The organism is Streptomyces sp. CLCI03 (assembly GCF_053615355.1).
Genome location: NZ_CM132132.1, coordinates 2,967,813 through 2,990,010 on the forward strand (window position 1 = coordinate 2,967,813; position 22,198 = coordinate 2,990,010).

The 22,198-nt window shown below is 73.9% G+C and carries 13 protein-coding genes; 3 read left to right on the forward strand and 10 right to left on the reverse strand.

Features of this window, described 5'->3' with window-relative positions:
- Nucleotides 1-64: 64 nt before the first annotated feature.
- Nucleotides 65-2,230: an ATP-dependent DNA helicase UvrD2 gene (locus tag ACWG52_RS13385; RefSeq protein ID WP_389805972.1), complete on the reverse strand. Its 2,166-nt coding sequence runs from the start codon at nucleotides 2,228-2,230 to the stop codon at nucleotides 65-67.
- A 170-nt stretch (nucleotides 2,231-2,400) separates the two neighbouring features.
- Here ACWG52_RS13385 and ACWG52_RS13390 point away from each other — a divergent pair, with 170 nt between their 5' ends.
- Nucleotides 2,401-2,661, forward strand: coding sequence for a mycoredoxin (locus ACWG52_RS13390; RefSeq protein ID WP_030011087.1), 261 nt, complete (start codon nucleotides 2,401-2,403; stop codon nucleotides 2,659-2,661).
- 96 nt (nucleotides 2,662-2,757) lie between these two features.
- On the opposite strand, the gene nudC is transcribed toward ACWG52_RS13390, so the two are convergent.
- The 5 genes from nudC to ACWG52_RS13415 form a co-directional block, all read right to left on the reverse strand.
- On the reverse strand, nucleotides 2,758-3,714 hold the full coding sequence (gene nudC / locus ACWG52_RS13395; RefSeq protein ID WP_199920688.1) for an NAD(+) diphosphatase: 957 nt from the start codon (nucleotides 3,712-3,714) through the stop codon (nucleotides 2,758-2,760).
- Nucleotides 3,715-3,767: 53 nt separating this feature from the next.
- Nucleotides 3,768-5,180: a dipeptidase gene (locus tag ACWG52_RS13400; protein ID WP_453128787.1), complete on the reverse strand. Its 1,413-nt coding sequence runs from the start codon at nucleotides 5,178-5,180 to the stop codon at nucleotides 3,768-3,770.
- Nucleotides 5,181-5,190: 10 nt separating this feature from the next.
- On the reverse strand, nucleotides 5,191-8,976 hold the full coding sequence (locus ACWG52_RS13405; protein WP_453128789.1) for a UvrD-helicase domain-containing protein: 3,786 nt from the start codon (nucleotides 8,974-8,976) through the stop codon (nucleotides 5,191-5,193).
- Between the two features lie 84 nt (nucleotides 8,977-9,060).
- Complete coding sequence (locus tag ACWG52_RS13410) at nucleotides 9,061-12,615, reverse strand: UvrD-helicase domain-containing protein (RefSeq protein ID WP_453129065.1); 3,555 nt, start codon at nucleotides 12,613-12,615, stop codon at nucleotides 9,061-9,063.
- A gap of 201 nt (nucleotides 12,616-12,816) precedes the next feature.
- Entirely contained in the window at nucleotides 12,817-13,179 is a 363-nt protein-coding gene (locus tag ACWG52_RS13415; protein ID WP_161291671.1) for an MGMT family protein, read from the reverse strand.
- Between the two features lie 167 nt (nucleotides 13,180-13,346).
- On the opposite strand from ACWG52_RS13415, the gene ACWG52_RS13420 reads away from it, so the two are divergent.
- A complete protein-coding gene (locus ACWG52_RS13420; protein WP_389805978.1) occupies nucleotides 13,347-16,220 on the forward strand; it encodes a lysylphosphatidylglycerol synthase transmembrane domain-containing protein in 2,874 nt (957 codons plus the stop codon).
- Nucleotides 16,221-16,400: 180 nt separating this feature from the next.
- Entirely contained in the window at nucleotides 16,401-17,996 is a 1,596-nt protein-coding gene (locus ACWG52_RS13425) for an alpha/beta hydrolase (RefSeq protein WP_390137863.1), read from the forward strand.
- Nucleotides 17,997-18,099: 103 nt separating this feature from the next.
- Here the strand turns inward: ACWG52_RS13425 and moeZ are convergent, their stop codons facing one another.
- The 4 genes from moeZ to ACWG52_RS13445 all read right to left on the reverse strand — a co-directional run bounded on the left by moeZ (nucleotide 18,100) and on the right by ACWG52_RS13445 (nucleotide 22,151).
- On the reverse strand, nucleotides 18,100-19,278 hold the full coding sequence (moeZ, locus tag ACWG52_RS13430; protein ID WP_150259112.1) for an adenylyltransferase/sulfurtransferase MoeZ: 1,179 nt from the start codon (nucleotides 19,276-19,278) through the stop codon (nucleotides 18,100-18,102).
- An 85-nt stretch (nucleotides 19,279-19,363) separates the two neighbouring features.
- Nucleotides 19,364-20,119 carry a spherulation-specific family 4 protein gene (locus ACWG52_RS13435; protein WP_389805982.1) on the reverse strand — a complete coding sequence of 252 codons (756 nt, stop codon included), beginning with the start codon at nucleotides 20,117-20,119 and terminating at the stop codon, nucleotides 19,364-19,366.
- Entirely contained in the window at nucleotides 20,107-21,117 is a 1,011-nt protein-coding gene (locus ACWG52_RS13440; protein WP_033218566.1) for an NAD-dependent epimerase/dehydratase, read from the reverse strand. Before ACWG52_RS13440 ends, ACWG52_RS13435 begins: the two co-directional genes overlap by 13 nt.
- A gap of 134 nt (nucleotides 21,118-21,251) precedes the next feature.
- Nucleotides 21,252-22,151, reverse strand: coding sequence for a hypothetical protein (locus tag ACWG52_RS13445; RefSeq protein ID WP_389805984.1), 900 nt, complete (start codon nucleotides 22,149-22,151; stop codon nucleotides 21,252-21,254).
- Between the last annotated feature and the right edge of the window lie 47 nt (nucleotides 22,152-22,198).

Consider the following 22,198-nt stretch of genomic DNA (forward strand, 5'->3'; position numbering starts at 1 on the left):
TCGCCCCACCCGTACCGCCACTGACCTGCACTTATCCCAGATTTGGCAGAAACCCGACGAGTTTCTACGCGTCGTCAGGATGCCCGGACCCGACCTCCTGACCTGCGCAGATGGCCAGGACCTCGGCTCCGTACCGGTCAAGCTTACGACCGCCCACCCCGGAGATCATCGAGAGCTCCCCCGGCTCGGACGGAGCGGCCTCCGCGATCGCCATCAGTGTCTTGTCCGTGAAGACGCAGTACGCGGGCAGGCCTTGCAGCTTCGACTCGGCCGCGCGCCACTCCCGCAGCCGCTCGTAGAGACCTTCGTCCATGTCGGACGGACAGTCCTCGCACCGCATCAGCTTCAGCTCGCCGGCCTCGGTCAGGGTCTTGCGGCAGACCCGGCACAGCACCGGGCCGCGGGGCCCGCGCTTGCGCGGCCCCCGCTCGGCCGCGGAGCCCGCCCGGGCGCCCGGGGCCGCGGAGCCCGGCCGCAGGCCGTTCAGGAAGCGGCTGGGGCGCCTGGAGGCCCGGCCGCCGGGGGCGCGGGAGACCGCCCAGGACAGGCTCAGGTGCACCCGTGCCCGGGTGACCCCGACGTAGAGCAGTCGCCGCTCCTCCTCGACCTGCTCGTCGGTCTTCGCATAGGTGATCGGCATCATGCCGTCGGTGAGGCCGACCAGGAACACGGCGTCCCACTCCAGGCCCTTCGCGGCGTGCAGCGAGGCCAGGGTGACGCCCTGCACGGTCGGGGCGTGCTGGGCGGCCTTGCGCTCCTCCAGCTCGATCGTGAGGTCCGCCAGGGTGGCCCCGGGCCGGCTCCGGGCGAAGTCCTCGGCGAGCCGGACCAACGCGGCCAGCGATTCCCACTGGTCGCGCACGGCACCGGAGCCGGCGGGCGGCTCGCTGCTCCAGCCGGTGGAACTGAGCACCGCCCGGACCTGGGAGCCCAGCTCCACGACATCGTCGAGCAGCGGATCGTTCCCGCCGGAGCGGGCGGCTCCGCGCAGCGCGAGGAGTGCCTTCTGGACCTCCTGGCGCTCGAAGAACCGCTCGGCCCCGCGCAGCTGGTACGGGACCCCGGCGTCGGCGAGGGCCTGCTCGTACACCTCGGACTGGGCGTTGATCCGGTAGAGCACGGCGATCTCGCCCGCCGGGACGCCCGCGGCGATCAGGTCCCGGATCCGGTGGGCGACGCCCTCGGCCTCGGCGGGCTCGTCCGCGTACTCGGTGTGGACGGGGTCGGGGCCGGCCTCGCGCTGCGAGATCAGCTCCAGCCGGTGCTCGGCGGCCCGCCCCTTGGCCTGGTTCAGCAGCCCGTTGGCCAGGTGGACCACCTGCGGGGTGGAGCGGTAGTCGCGGACCAGCTTGACCACCGTGGCCTGCGGGTAGCGGGTGCGGAAGTTCAGCAGGTGGTCGGGGGTGGCGCCGGTGAAGGAGTAGATGGTCTGGCTCGCGTCACCGACGACGCAGAGGCTGTCGCGCTCGCCGAGCCACAGGTCCAGCAGCCGCTGCTGGAGCGGGCTGACGTCCTGGTACTCGTCGACGACGAAGTGCTGGTACTGGGTGCGGATCTGCTCGGCGATGTCGTGGCGGTCCTGGAGGATGCCGACGGTCAGGAGCAGCACGTCCTCGAAGTCGATCATGCCGCGGTCGCGCTTGAGCTGTTCGTACGTCCCGTAGATCTGGGCGATCTCGGCCAGGTCCCGAGGTGCCTCTCGACCGGACTTCAGGGCGGCCACCGGGTAGTCGGCGGGCACGGTCTGGGTGACCTTCGCCCATTCGATCTCGCCCGTGACGTCACGGAGCTCGTTGCGGTCGAGGCGGATCCGGCAGCGCGCGCCGGCTTCGGCGACGAACTGGATCTTGCGCTCCAGGAGTCGGGGCACCTCTCCCCCGACCGCCTTCGGCCAGAAGTACTGGAGCTGGCGCAGGGCGGCGGAGTGGAAGGTGCGGGCCTGGACCCCGCCCGCGCCCAGGGCGCGCAGGCGTCCGCGCATCTCGCCGGCGGCCCGGTTGGTGAAGGTGACGGCCAGCACGCTCGCGGGCATGAGCTGCCCGGACCGGACGCCGTAGGCGATGCGGTGGGTGATCGCGCGCGTCTTGCCGGTACCGGCTCCCGCCAGCACGCACACCGGCCCGCGCAGGGTCGTCGCGACCTCGCGCTGCTCCGGGTCGAGCCCCAGGAGCACCGCGTCCGCCGAGTCGGCGGCGACGGGGAAGGATGAGGAGTGCGTTGCTGCTGTCACCCCGCCATGCTGCCAGGTCTCCTGAGTCGGGCGGGAAAATTGTCCACAGGCAGCACGAATCAGTCGTATCAGTCACACCGGGTGCGTGCGGCCGCGCGTACGGGAATGGCCGCAGGGTCCCGTACGTTCGAGTACTCGGACCACCGAGCCCTCACGAAGGAGAGCGCAGCATGCAGGACACGGGCACCGTCACGATGTACAGCACGACCTGGTGCGGCTACTGCCGTCGGCTGAAGACCCAGCTGGACCGGGAAGGCATCGCGTACAACGAGATCAACATCGAGCTCGACCCGGAGTCCGCCGCGTTCGTGGAGAAGGCCAACGGTGGCAACCAGACGGTTCCCACCGTGCTCGTGAAGTCCGCCGCGGGCAGCGAGTCCGTCATGACCAACCCGAGCCTGGCCCAGGTCAAGCAGGCCCTCGCCGTCTGATCGGCCGCGCGGACCGGGCGAGACCGGAGCACGACGGAGGGCCCCCGCCTCGGCGGGGGCCCTCCGTCGTGTCACGGGCCGAGGAAGTGACGAAGGTTACGCGGCCGCCTTCGGCAGCGGCTCGCCGTACCAGAGCTCGACCAGCCGGGCGGCGATGGAGATGCCCGACGGGGGCAGCACCTCGCCCGACGCGAACGCCGCGCGCAGCTCCTCACGGGAGAACCAGCGGGCCTCCTCGATCTCCTCGCCGTCCACCGTGATCTCCGAGCTGGTGGCGCGGGCCGTGAAGCCCAGCATCAGGCTGTACGGGAACGGCCACGGCTGGCTGGCCACGTACTCGACCTCGCCGACCTTGACGCCCGCCTCCTCCCACACCTCGCGGATGACGGACTGCTCTATCGACTCGCCCGGCTCCACGAACCCCGCCAGCGTGGAGAAGCGGCCCTCCGGCCAGTGCACCTGGCGGCCCAGCAGCGCACGGTCGTGCTCGTCGGTGACCAGCATGATCACGGCCGGGTCGGTGCGCGGGTAGTGCTCGGCACCGCAGCCCGGGCAGCGGCGGATGTGCCCGGCGGCCGCGACCACCGTGCGCTCCCCGCAGCGCGAGCAGAAGCGGTGCATCCGCTGCCAGTTCTCCAGCGCCACCGCGTGCACCATCAGCCCGGCGTCGCGCGGGGACAGCAGCAGTCCGGCCTCCCGCAGGCCGGCCGGGCGGGCCGACTGGTCCATGCGGCCGGGCAGCGCGTCCTTCTGCAGCGCGAAGTACCGTACGCCGTCCTCGTCGGTGCCCAGGAAGTAGCGGTGGGTCTCGGTGACCGGGGCCTCGAAGGCCGGGGTCATCACGATGCCGGTACCGCCGTCGGCGGTGTCGTCGATCAGGACCTGGCCCCCGGAGACGACGAAGACACGGGTCGTCGGGTGGCTCCAGGCCGCGGCGAGCCACGCCTCGTCGAGGCGGTGGTGGGCGGCGCGGTCGATCCCGCTGGGCGCGGCGAGCGAAAGAGGGCGCTCGGTGAGAGGGCGCTCGGTATGGGTGCTCACAGGTACTTCCAACTCCCCCGGTGGTGGGACAGGCAGGCTCGGTACGGCAGGTGTGTGCGTGGGTGTCAGGCGGTGGTGCGGTGGTGGTGGTGGGCGGCCAGGTCTCCCCACAGGTACGCGGTCGTCTCGACGCCCTTGAACAGGAGGTCCAGCTCGACCTTCTCGTTCGGCGAGTGCCAGCCGTCGGACGGCACCGAGATGCCGAGGAAGAGGACGGGCGCGTCCAGGACGTCCTGGAGGTCCGCGGCGGGGCCGGAGCCGCCCTCCCGCGTGAAGCGGATCTTCTCGCCGAAGGCGCGGCCCATGGCCCGGACGACCGACTGCAGGGCCGGGTGGTCCAGCGGGGTCAGGCACGGGCGGGTGGGCGCGCCGAAGGTGATGGAGTGCCGGATCCCGTCGGGGATCCCGGCCGCGACCCAGTCCCGGACGGCCGCCTCGACCTCGTACGGGTCCTGGCCGGACACCAGACGGAACGACAGCTTCACGTGGGCGGAGGCGGGCACGATGGTCTTGCCGCCGGGGCCCTGGTAGCCGCCGCCGATGCCGTTGACCTCGGCCGTGGGGCGGGCCCAGACGCGCTCCAGGGTGGAGTACCCGGCCTCGCCCGCGGCCGCGTGGGACTTGGCCGTACGCAGCCACTCGGACTCGTCGAAGGGCAGCTCGGCGATGAGGGCGCGTTCCGCGTCGGTCAGCTCGGCGATGTTGTCGTAGAAGCCGGGGATCGTGACCCGCCCGTCGGCGTCGTGCAGGGCCGCGACCAGGCGGGCGGCGGCGGTGGCCGGATTGGGCACGGCCCCGCCGAAGGCGCCGGAGTGGATGTCCTGGTCCGGGCCGTGGAAGTCGATCTCGCAGTCGGCGACGCCGCGCATGCCGGTGCAGACGGTGGGCGTGGCCTCGGACCACATGCCGGTGTCGGAGACGATCACGACGTCGGCGGCGAGCTCGGCGGCGCGGGCCTCGACGAGGGCGCGGAAGTTCGGGGAGCCGGACTCCTCCTCGCCCTCGATGAGGAGCTTGAGGTGCACGGCGGGGGCGGCGGCGCCGGTGGCGGCCAGGTGGGCCCGTACCCCGAGGGTGTGGAAGAACACCTGTCCCTTGTCGTCGGCGGCGCCGCGCGCGTACATGCGGCCGTCCCGGACGACCGGCTCGAAGGGGTCGGTGTGCCAGCCGTCGGCGAGGGCGGCGGGCTGCACGTCGTGGTGCCCGTACACGAGGACGGTCGGGGCGTGCGGGTCCTCGCTCGGCCAGTGCGCGAAGACGGCGGGCGCGCCGGGGGTCTCCCACACCTCGGCGACCGGGAAGCCGGTCTCCTTGAGCTTCGCCGCGAGCCATTCGGCGCTGCGGCGTACGTCGCCCGCGTGCTCGGGCTGGGCCGAGACGGAGGGAATGCGGAGCCACTCGGCGAGGTCGTCGAGGAAGGCGGCGCGGTGGGTGTCGATGTACGTGCGGACGACGCTGTCCGGCGGGGTGTCGCTCATGCCCACGAGCCTAGCTGTCCGCCTGATGGTCACCGTCCGGGTCCGATTCGCCTTGGAGGATCCGCTCAAGGCGGGCTCGGTCCGGGAGGTTGCGGGGGCGGATCACGCGCCCGCTGCGGACGTGCAGGAAGGCGGCGGTGACCCGGTCGAGGGGGGTGTTCGTGGCCTCGGCCCAGGCCACGCGGTAGACGGCGAGCTGGAGCGGGTCGGCCTCGGTGGTGCGGCCGGTCTTCCAGTCGACGATCTCGTACGAGCCGTCCGGGTTCTTGTAGACGGCGTCGATCCGGCCGCGCACGACCCGGCCGGCGAGGGTGAGCTGGACCGGGGCCTCCATGCGGTGGGGCGGCCGGTCCGCGTACGGGCTGCGTTCGAAGGCGGCCTTCAGGGAGTCGAGGTCGGCCTCGTCGGCGATCTCCTGGTCGGAGCCGGCGCCGGGCAGGTCGGCGACGGGGTCGAGGACGTCGAGGAACGGCAGGGGCAGCTCGTCGAACCGGGACTCCACCCAGGCGTGGAACCGGGTGCCCTGGCGGGCGGCGGGCTGCGGGGGGCGCGGCATGGGGCGGGCGAGGTCGCGTACGAAGCCCTGCTCGTCGGCGGCGAGCCGGAGCAGCTGGCTCGCGGACAGGGCCGAGGGCAGCTCGACGTCCCGGACGGCCGCGCGGGCACGGCGCAGCTCGCCCTCCAGGGCGTCGAGATCCCGGTCCCAGGAGGCGACGGCGCGAGCCTCTTCGGGCACCAGGTCGCCTCCGGCGGGGATGCGGGGTGCGGCCACCCTCGGGCGCGGGGTCCGCGCAACCGCGGCTGCGGGCGGGACCTCGTCGGCCCAGAGGTCGTCGGAGTCGGGCCCGGCGGGGTGCCGGGCCGGGCCTGCCCAGGCTTCGCCGGACCAGAGGTCGTCGAGCGGCTCGGCGGGGGTGGCCGGGGCGGATTCGTCCCCGGACCCGCCCCTTCCCGGAACCGGGGCGCTGCCCCGGGCCCCGTGGCGGGCACGCATGGTCGCGCCGTCCCCGGGCCCGGCTTCGGCCCAGGCCTCGGCCGCCCAGGGGTCGTCGAAGTCCGGCCCGGCGCCGTCGGCCTCGGTCGGGGCCGCGGGCGCCGCGTCGGCGGTGGGCCGTGCGGGGCCCGGGGGCGGCCAGGCTTCGCCGGACGCGGAGCGTCCGGCGTCGTCGGCCGGGGCCGCGGGCTCGGGGGCCCACGGGTCCTCGGCCGGGGGGTCCATGTCCCAGGGGTCTTCGGCCGGCCACGGCTCCTCGCAGTCCGGGGGCCAGAGGTAGGGCTCCTCCTCCGGGGGCGGGGCCGCGAGGTAGGACTCCACCAGCGCGGCCGCCGCGCGGCGCAGGGTCAGGGAGTACGGGTCGAGCGGGAGGGGCCAGGAGTGGTCCGGGGTGGACTCGCCGGACAGGGCCGGGTTCTCGGCGGTGGGGTCGGGTTCGTCCGCCCAGGCCTCGATCTCGCCGAAACCGGCCGCGCAGTGCTCGTACAGGGCTTCCAGGAACGCCGACGGGCCGCGGCGCTTCTTCTGGCTCGGCCCCCACCAGTGGCCCGAGGCCAGCAGCAGGGAGCGCGGCCGGGTGAAGGTCACGTAGCCGAGGCGGAGCTCCTCCACCGCCTTGTGGTCCTTGAGCGCGGCCTTGAAGGCCTTCAGGCCCGCAGAGGTCCAGGCCGGGTCCCCGGGCAGGGTCGGGGCGTCGCCGCGCAGCGCGTACGGGAGGACCTTCGCGTACGAGGTCCAGGCCTCCGGCGGCTTCTCCTTCGGGAAGGCGCCCGCGCACAGGTCGGGGACCACCACCACGTCCCACTCCAGGCCCTTGGACTTGTGGGCGGTGAGCACCTTGACCGTGTTCTCGCCGCCCGGCAGCGCGTGGTCCAGGCCCTTCTCGTACTGGGCGGCCGTGCGCAGGAACGCCAGGAAGGCCAGCAGCGTGGCCTCGCCGTCCAGGGCGGCGAACCCGGCCGCGACGTCCATGAAGTTCGACAGCGTCTCGCGGCGGCGGGCCGCCAGCGCGTGCGGGGAGGCCGACAGCTCCACCTCCAGGCCGGTGGCGGTCAGCACCCGGTGCAGGACGTCCATCAGCGGGTCGGCGAGCGAGCGCCGCAGGTCGCGCAGTTCCTGCGCGAGGTGCGCGAAGCGGACCCGGGCCTCCGCCGAGAAGGGGAGGTCGTCCGGGGCCTGTCCGGCGCCGTCGAGGAAGGTCTCCAGGGCGTCGGCCAGCGACACGATCTCCGCCGGGTCCACGCCCTCCACGGCCGCCGCGAGCCGTTCGTCCGGGTCGGCCGCGGCGGGCGCGCGGCCCACCATGAGCCGCGCCCGGCGCCCCAGCAGGGCCAGGTCGCGCGCGCCGATCCGCCAGCGCGGGCCGATCAGGAGCCGGACGAGGGAGGCGTTGGCGCCCGGGTCCTGGAGGACCTCGCAGACGGCGACGAGGTCGGCGACCTCGGGCAGGTGCAGCAGCCCGGAGAGGCCGACGACCTCCACGGGCACGTCCCGGTCCACCAGTACGGCCTGGATCTGCGCGAAGTCCCCGGCGGAGCGGCACAGTACGGCGATCTCGCGCGGCTCCGTCCCGGTGCGGACCAGGTGGGCGACGGAGTCGCCGAGCCAGTCGAGCTCCTGCGCGTGGGTCTCCAGCAGGGCGCAGCGGACCTGCCCGGCGGCCTCCGCGCCCGGCGCCGGGCGCAGCGCCTCCACGCCTTCGTGCATGGCGCGCAGCGGGGCGGCGAGGCCGTTCGCCAGGTCGAGCAGGCGGCCGCCGCTGCGCCGGTTCTCGCTGAGGGAGAGCCGGGTGGCGGGGGTTCCGTCGGCGTGCGGGAAGTGCTCCGGGAAGTCGTCCAGGTTGGCGACGGAGGCCCCGCGCCAGCCGTAGATCGCCTGGCAGGGGTCGCCGACGGCGGTCACGGCATGGCCGGAGCCCGCGCCGAAGAGGCCGGAGAGCAGCAGTCGCTGGGCGACGGAGGTGTCCTGGTACTCGTCGAGGAGGACCACCCGGAACTCCTCCCGCAGCAGCGCCCCCACCTCGGGCCGGGTGGTGGCGAGCTGCGCGGAGAGGGCTATCTGGTCGCTGAAGTCGAAGAGGTCGCGGGAGCGTTTGGCGGCGCGGTAGCGGACGACCAGTTCCAGCAGTTCGAGGCGGCCGCGCACGGCCTCCGGGACCTTGCGGAGGTCCTCGTTGGTCAGCTTGGTGTCGGCGAGCACGCCCAGCAGATCGGTGTCGTGCAGGCGCAGGTGCTCCGGCTCGACCAGGTGCTCGGAGAGCTCGCCGTCGAGCGCGAGGAGGTCGCCGACCAGGTCGGGGACCGATTTGGTGAGCGAGGGGTACGGGCCGGGGGCCTCGCGGAGCACCTTCGCCGCGAGCTGGAATCGGGTGGCGTCGGCGAGCAGCCGGGAGCTGGGCTCCAGGCCGATGCGCAGGCCGTGGTCCTTCAGGAGCTGCCCGGCGAAGGCGTGGTAGGTGGAGATGCGGGGCTCGCCGCCGACCGCGTCCGCGTCGGCCGGGGAGGGGTCCGGGTCGGTGACGCCGGCGCTCGCCAGGGCCTTGCGTACGCGCTCGGACAGCTCACCGGCGGCCTTGTTGGTGAAGGTCAGGCCGAGCACCTGCTCGGGCGCGACCGCGCCGGTGCCGACGAGCCAGACGACACGGGCGGCCATGACGGTGGTCTTGCCGGAGCCGGCGCCCGCGACGACGACCTGGGGGGCGGGCGGGGCGGTGACACAGGCCATCTGCTCGGGCGTGAACGGGATCCCGAGGAGCTCCTTGAGCTGCTCGGGGTCGGAGAGGGCGGGCGGACGCGCGGGCACCTGAAAAGGCTAGCCGCCCCCACCGACAGCCCCGACCGGACGACCCGGCCGGACGGACCCGGCCGACCGCTCCGGTCGCCGACCTCACTCGACGGTCTGGCGGCCCTCCGGGCGGGCGCTGCACGAACTGCGGAAGGAACAGTGGTCGCAGTGGCGGCCGGTCGCGGGCGCGAAGCGTTCGTCCAGGACCCGGCCGGCGGCGGTGGCCAGCAGGTCGCCGACCCACTCGCCGTCGAGCGGCTGCTGGGCCTGGATCTTCGGGACCGTGTCGCCGCCCTCCTTCTTGGGCGCGGCCTGGCGGAGCTGGACGAGTTCGGCGCCGCCGGACGCGGGGCGCAGGCCGTCGAAGACCTCGTCGACGGCGCCCTCGCGCACGGCGAGCTGGTACACGGCGAGCTGGGGGTGCCGGTCGACCTCGTCCTTGGTCGGGGCGGACTTGCCGGTCTTGAAGTCGACGACGTACGCACGCCCCTGCGGGTCCGCCTCGACCCGGTCCATGGAACCCCGGATGCGGACGGCGACCTCACCGGCTTCGAGCGTGACGTCGAACTCGTGCTCCGTGGCCACGGCCTCGCGGCCCCCGCGGTCGGTGGTGTGCCAGCGCAGGAAACGCTCCAGGGCGGCGCGGGCGTTGTCCTTCTCCTGGCGGGACTTCCAGGGGGCGTCGAAGGCGAGGGCGTCCCACACCGAGTCGAGGCGTTCCATGAGCACGGCCAGGTCGGCGGGGGTACGGCCGGAGGCGACCTCGTCGGCGAGGACGTGCACGACGTTGCCGAAGCCCTGGGCGGCGGTCGAGGGCGTGTCGGCCTTGACCTCGCGGCCGAGGAACCACTGGAGCGAGCAGGTGTTGGCCAGCTGCTCCAGGGCGCTGCCGGACAGGGCGACGGGCCGGTCCCGGTCGCGGAGGGGGACGCTGCTGCGGGTGGGCTCGTACAGACCCCACCAGCGCTGCGGGTGCGCGGCGGGGACCAAGGGGCGGTCCTCGTCGTCGGTGAGCGCGGCGAGGCGGGCGAGGCGGCGGGCGGCCGCGTCGCGCAGGGCGGGCGAGGCGTCGGGGTCGACGGTGGTGGCGCGCAGCTCGGCGACGAGCGCGGCGACGGCGAGGGGGCGGCGGGGGCGGCCGGTGACGTCGCGCGGGGGGACGCCGAGCTCGGTGAGGAAGCGTGAGGGCTGGTCGCCGTCGTCGGCGGGGGCCTTGACGGCGGTGACGACGAGGCGTTCGCGGGCACGGGTGGCGGCGACGTAGAACAGCCGGCGCTCCTCGGCGAGCAGGGCGCCGGGGGTGAGGGGCTCGGCGAGGCCGTCACGGCCGATGCGGTCGGCCTCCAGCAGGGAACCACGGCGGCGGAGGTCGGGCCACAGGCCTTCCTGGACGCCGGCGACGACGACGAGGGACCACTCCAGTCCCTTGGAGCGGTGGGCCGTCATCAGCCGGACGGCGTCGGAGCGGGTGGCGCGGGCCGTCAACGTGTCGGCGGCGATGTCCTCCGCCTCCAGCTGTTCGAGGAAGTTGAGCGCGCCGCGACCACCGGTGCGTTCCTCGGCGCGGGCGGCCGTGTCGAAGAGGGCGCAGACCGCGTCGAGGTCGCGGTCTGCGTTACGGCCGGCCGCGCCGCCGCGGCGGGCGCTGCGCTCCAGCCGCTGCGGCCAGGGGGTGCCGTCCCAGAGGACCCACAGGGCCTCCTCGGCGGTGCCGCCGCCCTGGAGCAGTTCGCGGGCCTTGCGCAGGAGCAGGCCGAGGCGCTGGGCGCCGCGGGCGTAGGCGGGATCGTGCGCGGTGAGCCGCTCCGGCTCGGCGAGGGCGCGGGCGAGCAGGACGTCGGAGGGCGCGGGCACCTTGACGCCGGCGGCGCGCTCCTCGTCCCGCAGGGCGCGGCCGAGCCGCCGCAGGTCGGCGGCGTCCATCCCGCCGAGGGGGGAGGCGAGCAGGGTGAGGGCGGCCTCGACCGGCTCGCCTCCGACCGCGTCGCCTCCGGTGGGGTCGGCCGGGCTCGCGGGATCAGGTGCCGGGCCGGCTTCGACGGCGTCGGGCTCGCCTCCGGCAGGGGATGTTTCCCGCCCACCCACCCCGACAGCGCGAGCGAGCTCGCCCGGGGACTCGCCTCCGGCGTGGCCGCCAGGCCCCGGCTCGGCCTGCCCCTGCGGGTCGGCCGGGGCCGGGTCGGCCGCGGCCTGCGGACCCGGCTCGGCGTCGGCAGAGCCCGGCTCGGCGGTGTCGGGGGCGGCTTCCGAGGGGTGCGTGAACGGCGGCGCCGCGGCGGCGGAGTCGGTGGGGGGCACGGGGTGCGTCGCCGGTTCGGCCTCGGTGGCCGCGACGCGGAGGGCCGTCAGGAGGGGGGAGACCGCCGGTTCGTGGCGCAGTGGGGTGTCCGCGCCGTCCGTCTCGACCGGGACCCCCGCCGAGATCAGGGCGCGGCGCATCGCCGGGAGGGTGCGGCCACCCGCGCGGACCAGGACGGCCATGTCCTGCCAGGGCACCCCGTCCTCCAGATGGGCCCGCCGCAGGATGTCGGCGATGTTGTCCAGCTCGGCGCCCGCCGTCGGGTACGTGAAGACCTCCACCCGGCCGCCCTCCCGCGCCGGCGTGAGGTTCCGGTGGGCGCGGACCGCCTCGGCCGGCAGGCGCGGGACCGGCATCCGGGTGGTGAGCAGCCGGGTGGCGGCCAGCAGGGCCGCACCGGAGCGGCGGCCGACGGTCAGGGCCTCGACCCGCGCGCCGGGGAACGCCGACCCGAAGTCCAGGATGTTGTTGATGTCGGCGCCGCGGAAGGCGTAGATCGACTGGTCCGGGTCGCCGAAGGCGACCAGCGTGCCGCCCGGGCCGGTCAGGGCGCGCAGCAGCCGCAGCTGCGAGGCGTCCGTGTCCTGGTACTCGTCCACGAAGATCGCGTCGTAGGCGGAGGCGAGGGCCGGCGTGCGTTCCGCGAGGAGCACCGCCCGGTGCAGGAGCTCCGCGTAGTCCAGCGTGCCCTGCATGTCGAGGACGTCCAGGTACTCGGAGAGGAAGGCCGCCGCCGCCTTCCAGTCCGGGCGGCCGATGCGGTCGGCGAACGAGGAGAGGGCCTGCGGCCCGAGGCCCAGCTCGCGGGCGCGGGCGAGGACCGCCCGGACCTCGTCGGCGAACCCGCGGGTGGTCAGCGCGGCCCGCAGGTCGTCCGGCCAGCGGATGGAGCGGATCCGGCGCTGGCCCTCCAGGAGGGTGCGGACCATGACGTCCTGCTCGGGGCCGGACAGCAGCCGCAGCGGGTCGGCGAAGAGGTCGGTGTCCTGGTGGGCGCGGACGAGTCCGTAGCAGAAGGAGTGGAAGGTGGTGGCCTGCGGGGCGCGCGCGCCGCCGAGGCGCAGGGCCGCCCGGTCGCGCAGTTCCACCGCCGCCTTGCGGCTGAAGGTGAGGATGAGGATCCGGGCGGGGTCGGTACCCGCTTCGACCCGGGCGGCGACGGCTTCGACCAGCGTGGTCGTCTTCCCGGTGCCCGGTCCGGCGAGGACCAGCAGTGGTCCGCCGGCATGGTCAACCACCGCCCGCTGCGCTGCGTCCAGCACAGGGGGATCCACCCGTTCCGGCCCGGTGCGCACGAGGCGGTACGCGTCGGGGGTCCGCGTACGCCGCCGTTCGGTGCGGTCGGAGGAAGAGGTGATCACGTGAGGTGCCGGTCCTGGTGGGTCTGCGGGGCGTGGCGGTGGCGGTGCTGCCGTGACGGCTCGGGCGGAAGCCGCCGCGGAAGCCGAAGAGGCAACGCTACGGCAACCGGCCGACGCCGCGCAGTCCCCCCGGGTACCCCGGACGGGCGTTCGGGCCGTCGCCCGATCGCCCGTCCGGGCCTCGCATGGCCGAAGCTGTCAGATGTGAGCCTCGTCGCGTCCGTCGTCCTGTCCGCCGTCCTGTCCGGGGGACCCGTCCCAGCGCGCCCGGCGCATGTCCAGCCGTGGCTCGCCGCCCGCCGTCAGGCGCAGCGGGGTGGCCTCGGTGCGGTAGTGCTCCAGGGCGCGCACCTCGTGTCCGGGCAGCGGCAGGCCGTCCGCCCGCACCACGCGCCACCAGGGCACGGCTCCCCCGTACAAGGCCATGACACGCCCGACTTGGCGCGGTCCTCCCTCGCCGAGCCATTCGGCGACGTCCCCGTACGTCATCACCCGGCCGGGCGGAATACGCTCGGCCACCTCCAGTACCCGCTCCGCGTACGCGGGCAGCTCCTCACTCATTCAGCACATGGTGCAGTACGTCGGCCTCGCTCGGGCGGAGGTCTCGCTTCCGCACCGGCGCGCACCCTGATGCCCCGCCGACCCGTCGGTCCGTGCCACCATCTTCCGGGCGGTGACTGGTGATACGTGATCAAGAAGAGACGGATGTGACGACGAAGGAGCAGGGTGTGAGCCCTCCGGACGGCGCGGCGACCGACGACGGCGCACGCCCTGACGACGGCCGCGTCCCCCGCCCCGAACCCGTCCCCGAGCCCCGTCCGGAGCCCCCGCGCCCCGACGGCGGTGCCGACCGCACCGGCGAGGTCGCGGCCGCCGAAGCCGCGCCCGCCGGGACGACGCCCGCCGAAGTGACGCCCGCCGGGGCCGAGGCCGGTGACGCGCGGCCCACCAGGGCCAAGGCCACCGGAGCCAAAGCCTCCGCGGCCGCGGCCGCGGAGGGCGCGCACGGTCACGCGGCCACGGACGCCGACCGGGTCGAGGTCGACGAACCACTGCTCGCCGCCCGCGTGCACCGGCCGTCCGACCTCGTACGGCTGCTCGTCGGCATCCTCGGGATCGCCGTCCTCCTCGCGATCGCCGCCTTCGCCCACGGCACCACCGTGGGTCTGGAGGAGGACATCAGCAAGGGCACCGGCCAGGCGCCCGCCCTGTTGATCAAGGTCGCCGCCCTGGTCTCCAGCATCGCGGTGCTGCTGCTGCCCGTCGCCTTCGCCATCGAGCGGCTGATCAAACGCGACGGGCTGCGCATCGCCGACGGCGTGCTCGCCGCCGTCCTCGCGCACGGCGTCACCCTCGCCACCGACCTGTGGGTCTCGCAGGCCGCCCCCGACACCATCCAGGACGCCCTGACCCGCCCCGCGGCCGGTGGCACCCTCACCGACCCGGTGCACGGCTACCTCGCGCCCGTCATCGCGTACATGACCGCGGTCGGGATGACCCGCAGACCCCACTGGCGCGTCGCCCTGTGGATGGTCCTGCTGCTCAACGCCTTCGCCATGCTGGTCAACGGCTACACCACCCCCTTCTCGATCATCCTCACGGTGCTGATCGGCTGGAGCGTCGCCTACGGCACCCTGTACGCCGTCGGCTCGCCCAACGTCCGCCCCACCGGGCAGCACCTCCTCGCCGGACTGCGCCGGGTCGGCTTCCAGCCGGTCAGCGCGATGCGCGCGGAGATGCCCGAGGGCCCCGAGCCCTCCGAGGCCAACGACCGGGGGCGCCGCTACCACGTGATCCTGGAGGACGGGCCGCCGCTGGACGTCACGATCGTCGACCGCGAGCAGCAGGCCCACGGCTTCTTCTACCGGGTCTGGCGCCGGCTCACCCTGCGCGGCATCACCACCGGGCGCAGCCTCCAGTCGCTGCGCCAGGCGCTGGAGCAGGAGGCGCTCCTCGCCTACGCGGCCATCGCGGCCGGGGCGAACGCGCCGAAGCTGATCGCCACCTCCGAGCTCGGTCCGGACGCGGTGATGCTCGTGTACGAGCACCTGGACGTCCGGGCCCTCGACGCGCTCGCCGACGAGGAGATCACCGACGAGCTGATCCACCACACGTGGGAGCAGGTACGGGCCCTGCAGTCGCGGCGGATCGCGCACCGGCGGCTGACCGGGGACGCCCTTGTGGTGGATCGTTCCGGCAATGTCATCCTCACCGACCTGCGCGGCGGCGAGATCGCCGCGGGCGACCTGGTCCTGCGCATGGACATCGCCCAGCTGCTGACCACGATCGGCCTGCGGGTCGGCGCCGAGCGCGCGGTGGCCTCGGCCGTGTCGGTGCTCGGCCCGGACGCGGTGGCGGACTGTCTGCCGCTGCTCCAGCCGATCGCGCTGAGCCGTTCCACCCGGGCGACGCTGCGCAAGCTGGCCCGGGAGCGGGCCGACCGGCAGCGGGAAGCCGTACTGGAGTCGTCGCGGGCGGCGAAGGCGGCGCGCGAGGCGGAGTCCGCGGCCTCCGCGACCCCGGTCTCCGCCTCGGCCGCCGCCGACCGCAAGGCCGAGAAGAAGGCCCTGGAGGATGCGCTGGACGGGGCCCGCGAGGAGGATCTGCTGACCCAGATCCGCCACCAGGTACTGCTGATCCGCCCGCAGGCGCCGGTGGAGCCGGCCCGGCTGGAGCGGATCCGGCCGCGGACGCTGGTCTCGTTCATCGCGGGCGCCTTCGGTTTGTACTTCCTGCTCACGCAGCTCGCCCACGTGGACTTCGCGACGATCATCGCCGAGGCGGAGTGGGGCTGGGTCGGGGCGGCGCTCGCCTTCTCGGCACTGACCTACTTCGCGGCGGCGATGAGCCTGCTGGGCTTCGTTCCGGAGCGGGTGTCGTTCCTGCGGACCGTGGTCGCGCAGGTGGCCGGGTCGTTCGTGAAGCTGGTGGCCCCGGCGGCCGTCGGCGGTGTCGCGCTGAACACGCGGTTCCTGCAGCGGGCGGGGGTCCGACCGGGGCTGGCGGTCGCGAGCGTGGGCGCCTCCCAATTGTTCGGGCTGGCCAGCCACATCGTGCTGCTGCTGTCCTTCGGCTATCTGACCGGGACCGAGAAGACCCCGGAGATGACCCCGTCCCGGGCGGTCATCGCGGGTCTGCTGACGGTGGCCGTACTGGTGCTGGTGGTGACGGCCGTCCCGTTCCTGCGGAAGTTCGTGGTGACCCGGGTACGGGCGCTGTTCGCGGGTGTGGTGCCGCGCATGCTGGACGTGCTCCAGCGGCCGAAGAAGCTGCTGACCGGCATCGGCGGGATGCTGCTGCTGACGGGCTGCTTCGTGATGTGCCTGGACGCGTCGATCCGCGCGTTCGGCGGCGGCGAGGCCATCAGCTACGCGAGCATCGCCGTGGTGTTCCTGGCGGGCAACGCGCTGGGCTCGGCGGCCCCGACGCCGGGCGGTATGGGCGCCGTGGAGACCACCTTGACCCTCGGTCTGATCGCGGCGGGGCTGGAGAAGGAGGTCGCCTTCTCGGCGGTCCTGCTGTTCCGCCTGATGACGTTCTGGCTGCCGGTCCTGCCGGGGTGGATCTCCTTCAACTTCCTGACCCGCAAGGAAGCCATCTGACCTCCGGCCCGGTCGGCGGATTCGGCTCCGGTCGGCGGATGCGGCACCGGGTCGCTCCCGTACCCGCTACGGCGCTTCGCGCCCGCGCCGGGCGCGGGAGGTCGTGGGCCGGGGAGGGGCCCGCCCCCCGTTCGGGTCAGCGCGCGGGCGGGCTCGCCACGGGGCGCACAGGATGGGAACATGCCGACACACGCCTGGCGGGTCACCGCCGCCGCCACGCTAGCCGCCGGGATGCTCGCCACGGCCGCCTGCTCCGGCGACGGCGACGGGAAGAAGACGAGCGCCGACGGCACCCCGGAGGTCAAGCCCCTGAAATGGGGTGACTGCGAGGCACCGACCGCCGCGCAGGGCGGTGGTCAGGCCCCGCCCAAGGACTGGCAGTGCGCCACCCTCGACGTCCCGCTCGACTACGCGAAGCCCGAGGGCGAGACGATCCCGATCGCCCTGATCCGGGCCAAGGCACGGGACCAGAAGAATCGGCTGGGCTCGTTGGTCTTCAACTTCGGCGGCCCCGGCGGCTCCGGGATCAGTACGCTGCCGGGCGCCGCGAAGGAGTACGAGGCCCTGCGCGCCCGGTACGACCTGGTCAGCTTCGACCCGCGCGGGGTGGGCGGCAGTGATCCGGTCCTGTGCGAGAACGACAAGCAGTTGGACCAGTACTTCAGCGAGGACTCCTCCCCCGAGACGCCGGAGGAGGAGAAGGCCTTCGTCGAGAACATCCGCAAGTACCAGGAGGCCTGCGAGAAGAACTCCGCCAAGCTGCTCCCCCACGTCGGAACCGAGAACGCCGCCCGCGACCTGGACCGCATCCGGCAGGCCCTCGGTGACGAGAAGCTGAACTACTTCGGCATCTCCTACGGCACCGAGTTGGGCGGGGTCTACGCCCACCTCTTCCCCAAGAACGTGGGCCGGGCCGTCTTCGACGCCGTCGTGGACCCGACCAAGACCGCCGAGGAGAGCGCCCTGGGCCAGGCCAAGGGCTTCCAGCTCGCGCTCGGCAACTTCGCCCAGGACTGCGTGGACCGGGGTGACGAGTGCCGGCTCCAGGGCAGCACGCCCAAGGAGATCGAGGCCAACATCATCAAGCTGCAGAAGGCGTTGGCCGCCAAGCCGATCCCCGGCATCGGGGACCGGATGCTCACCGAGACCCAGGCGACCAACGGCATCGCGCAGGCCCTGTACTCCCAGGAGTTGTGGCCGCTGCTGGAACAAGGCCTCGACGAGGCTGAGGGCGGTCAGGGGCAGCTGCTGATGGCTCTGTCGGACGCGCTCAACGGCCGTGACCAGCAGGGGCGTTACAGCAACATCGGCGCGGCCAACACCGCCATCAACTGCGTGGACGACAAGGAGCGTTACACCTTGGAGCAGACGAAGGCCAAGCTGGCGGAGTTCCGCGCCGCCTCGCCGGTCTTCGGGGACCTCCTCGGCTGGGCCATGATGTCGTGCACCGGCTGGCCGGTCGCCGGCACCTGGGAGACCCCCGACGTCTCGGCTCCGGGCTCCGAGCCGATCCTGGTGATCGGCAACACCGGCGACCCGGCCACCCCGTACGAGGGCGCGCACAAGATGGTGGAGCGGCTGGGGCCCGGCGTGGGCGTGGAGCTCACCTACAAGGGCGAGGGGCACGGCGCGTACAACAGCGGCGACCCGTGCGTGCAGAAGGCGGTCAACACCTATCTGCTGGACGGCGAGCCGCCGGCCGACGGCACCGTCTGCACCGCGGCCCCGGATCCGACGGCGCCGCCCGGGACACCGGAGCAGCCGACGCCCGCCTGATCCGGGCCGCGTGCGCGTCCGGGTCCGGGAACGCCGGAGGGGCCGTACCTCGATCACGAGGTACGGCCCCTCCGGTCACCACAGGTGGGCCCGGGGCGTCGTCCTAGTAGACCGGCTTCTCGGGTTCGATCTGGTGGACCCAGCCGATCACGCCGCCGCCGACGTGCACCGCGTCCGCGAAGCCCGCGGACTTCAGCACCGCGAGGACTTCCGCACTGCGGACACCCGTCTTGCAGTGCAGGACGATGCGCTTGTCCTGCGGCAGGTCCTGGAGGGCGGTGCCCATCAGGAACTCGCCCTTGGGGATCAGCTTCGCGCCGGGGATCGAGACGATCTCGTACTCGTTGACCTCACGGACGTCGATGATCTCGATGGGCTCGTCGGTGTCGATCCACTCCTTGAGCTGCTTGGGAGTGATCGTCGAACCGGCGGCCGCCTCCTGGGCCTCCTCCGACACGACGCCGCAGAAGGCCTCGTAGTCGATGAGCTCGGTGACGGTCGCGTTCGGACCGCAGACCGCGCAGTCGGGGTCCTTGCGGACCTTGACCTGGCGGTACTGCATCTCCAGGGCGTCGTAGATCATCAGGCGGCCGACCAGCGGCTCACCGACACCCGTGAGGACCTTGATGGCCTCGGTGACCTGGATGGACCCGATGGACGCGCAGAGCACGCCCAGCACGCCGCCCTCGGCGCAGCTCGGGACCATGCCCGGCGGCGGGGGCTCCGGGTAGAGGCAGCGGTAGCACGGGCCGTGCTCGGACCAGAAGACCGAGGCCTGGCCGTCGAAGCGGTAGATCGAGCCCCACACGTACGGCTTGTTCAGCAGCACGCAGGCGTCGTTCACCAGGTAGCGCGTGGCGAAGTTGTCCGTGCCGTCGACGATGAGGTCGTACTGACTGAAGATCTCCATCACGTTCTCGGCTTCGAGCCGCTCTTCGTGAAGGACCACGTTCACGTACGGGTTGATGCCCAGCACGCTGTCGCGGGCCGACTCGGCCTTGGAACGGCCGATGTCCGCCTGGCTGTGGATGATCTGGCGCTGCAGGTTCGACTCGTCGACCTCGTCGAACTCCACGATGCCCAACGTGCCGACACCGGCCGCGGCGAGGTACATGAGGGCGGGCGAACCGAGACCGCCGGCACCCACGGCCAGCACCTTGGCGTTCTTGAGGCGCTTCTGGCCGTCCATCCCGACGTCCGGGATGATCAGGTGCCGCGAATACCGGCGGACCTCGTCAACGGTGAGCTCAGCTGCTGGCTCGACCAGCGGTGGCAGCGACACGGGCACTCCGGAGGTGGGAGCATCCCCGCAGGTGCAGGGAGCGAACTGAATGGTTGTTCTCTCCGTAACACTGCCACGGCCGTCTTCATTCCAAGACACCTGTCCCGATGCGTGAGACGATTTCGTCCCAGTACGCGGGCATGGAGGCCCACGGGTCGCTGCCGCGCGCCCCGAGCCGGTCGGTGAACCAGATCGTGCCCGCCCCCTGCCAGCGGGCGATGCGCATCGCCTCCTCCAGATGCGCGCGCGGCACCCCGTGGACGAGATGGCAGAACCGCTCCGCCGGATGGTCCGCGGTCCACTCGGCCACCTGCGACCAGCGGTAGTCGGACCAGGCCCCGGAGAAGGTGACCAGTTGGTCCGCGGCCTCCGCGTAGCCCTCGTACGGGTGCGTGCCGTGCCCGAGCACGATCCGCAGGTCCTCGCCGAGGCCCCGCAGGGAGTCCACGACCCGGCACACCGAGGCGAGGTCCGCCTTGTCGGCGGGGGTCCCGGCGAGGTAGAAGCCGCCGACCCCGTACCAGTCGCGGAAGCGGTGGGCGTCGGAGACCAGCTCCCCGAAGGACCGCGATCCGTCTCGCATCGCGAGATGGCCGAGGATCATGCCGCCCGCGCGACGCAGCTTGGCGGCCGCCTCCGTGCAGTGCGGGTCGGGCCGCCCTCCCGGGCCGTCGGCCACGTTGAGCACGGCCCAGTGCAGCGGGGTGCCGGGGCGGGTCAACTCGGCCCACTCGACGGGGGCGAGCAACGGGTGCGCGTAACCGGGGATGCCGAGACCGAGGCGGCCGGCCTCGGTCGCGGCGGCGGTCATGGCCCCCGGCGGCGTCGTCAGATGCGGCACGCCGCCTCCATCCAGATGTCCGCGAGGGACTCCTCCAGGTTGATCCGGGGCCGCCAACCGAGCCGGTCCCGGGCGGTACGGACGTCCGCCTGCTGCCAGGCTCCGCAGCCGTCCGGGTACGGGTACGGCTGGGGCGCCGCGGCGGCCATCTGTTCGGCGGTGGCCTCGGAGCGCGGGGAGCCGATGGTGGCGAGTCCGGCCGGACGGCCGGGGTGCCCGTGCGCCTGCTGGGGCCCGCCGTGCGGGACGTCCAGCTCGTGCAGGGCTCCTCCGTACCCGGCGACCCGGGCGAGGACCGCGGCCGCGTCGCGCAGCCGGACCGCGCGGCCCGTGCCGATGTTGACCACGCCCTGCGCGGCGGACAGCGAGGCGGCGTGCACGGCCCGCGCCACGTCCCGTACGTCGACGAAGTCGCGCTGCACACCGAGCCCGCTGAGCTTCAGCTCGCCGTCGCCGGCCTGCATCGCGCGGCGCATGGCCTCGGCGAGCCGGCCGAGCGGGGATCCGGCGGGGGTGCCGGGGCCGACGGGCGAGAAGATCCGCAGGACGACGGCGTCCAGCCCGGAGCCCAGGACCAGCTCGGTGGCCGCCAGTTTGCTCACGCCGTACGGCCCACCCGGTCTCGGCACGGCGTCCTCGGCCGTGGACGATCCGGGCTGACTGGGCCCGTACTCGGCGGCGCAGCCGAGCTGCACCAGCCGGGCGCCGCAGCCGCTGCGGCGCAGCGACTCGCAGATCGTCGCGACGGCGACGGTGTTGTGCCGGGTGAGCTCCCGGGCCCCGCCCCGGGTGGCGCCGGCGCAGTTGATGACGACCCCCGGATGGACGGCGTCGAGGAAACGGGTGAGCGCGCCGGGGCTGCCGGTGGCGAGGTCGAACCGGACGTCGGCGTCGTCGCCGCGGCCGAGCGCGGTGAGCTGGACGGCGGGGTCGGCGAGCAGCCGGTCGGCGACGTAGCGGCCGAGGTATCCGTTGGCTCCGATCAGCAGCACCCTCATCGCGAGACCCCTTGGTCGGTTGGCTGGCCGGTCATGTCTGTTTCTCCTTGTGGACGGATGGTCGAACGGTTGGGGCGGGGTACGGGTAAAGCGCCTCGGCGTCGACTCCGAAGGTCTGGGGACGTCCGAGGACGTCAGGGCCGCGCATGCGCGGAGGCGCGGGCCAGGGCGAGTACGGCGTGTACGAGGAGTCCTGCCGCGGCGGCGAGGGCCGCCGCGGGGACGGGGACCAGGGCGAGGACCAACCCCGCGCAGGCAGGCGCGCGGTGGGCTCCGTGCCGCAGCAGGAGCCGGGTCAGGAACAACAGCGACGCGAGGGGAACCGCCACGGGAAGCGGCGTGCCCGCGAGCACGGCGGCCGCGGTGGCCGCCCCGGTGAACAGGACGACGGCCGCCAAGAGCAGCGGACGGGTCCGATCCGCGAAGTCCTCCAGTGCGCGGCTCCCGTCGAGCCGGGCCCGCGCCCCGGCGGCGAAGCCGACGGCGGCCAGATGCCCGGGGACGACGGCCAGCGCGAGGCCGACCGCGAGGGCGGTGCCGTGCCGGTAGGTGGCCCAGCCGGCGACGGCAGCGGCCAACAGGTGCGCCACGTAGGGGAACCGGCCCCCGGCGGCCCGCCCGGGCCACACCAGGGCGGCGGCGACGGCCGCCACGGCCGCGGCCCCGGCCCACGCCTGCCCGGCGGCGGCCGCGGCGCAGGCGAGGGCGCCGGGCAGCAGCGCGTAGCCGAAGCCGCGGAACGCGGCGGGGCCGGCCGGGACCAGGGTGGGCGCGGCGGCGGCGACCGCCTCGTGGGGGCTGCGCGCGTACAGCTCCTCGGCGAGCGAGAAGACGTCCCGGTGCCGGAACCGGGCCGCGGTGCGGTCGGTGATGCCGTGGGCCTCCAGCCCGGCGGCGATCTCCAACGGGTCCACGGCGCGCTCGCACAGCTCCCGGTGCCGATGCAGCAGGGCCTTGACGGGATCCCCACCGCCCCGCCGCCGTGACGGCCGCACGGCCGGTTCGGCGGCGTGCAGGGCCCCTTCGGGGACCATTCCAGCCTCGCCGGCGTTTGAGGCGCGGGGGTCCGGGGGCAGCGCCC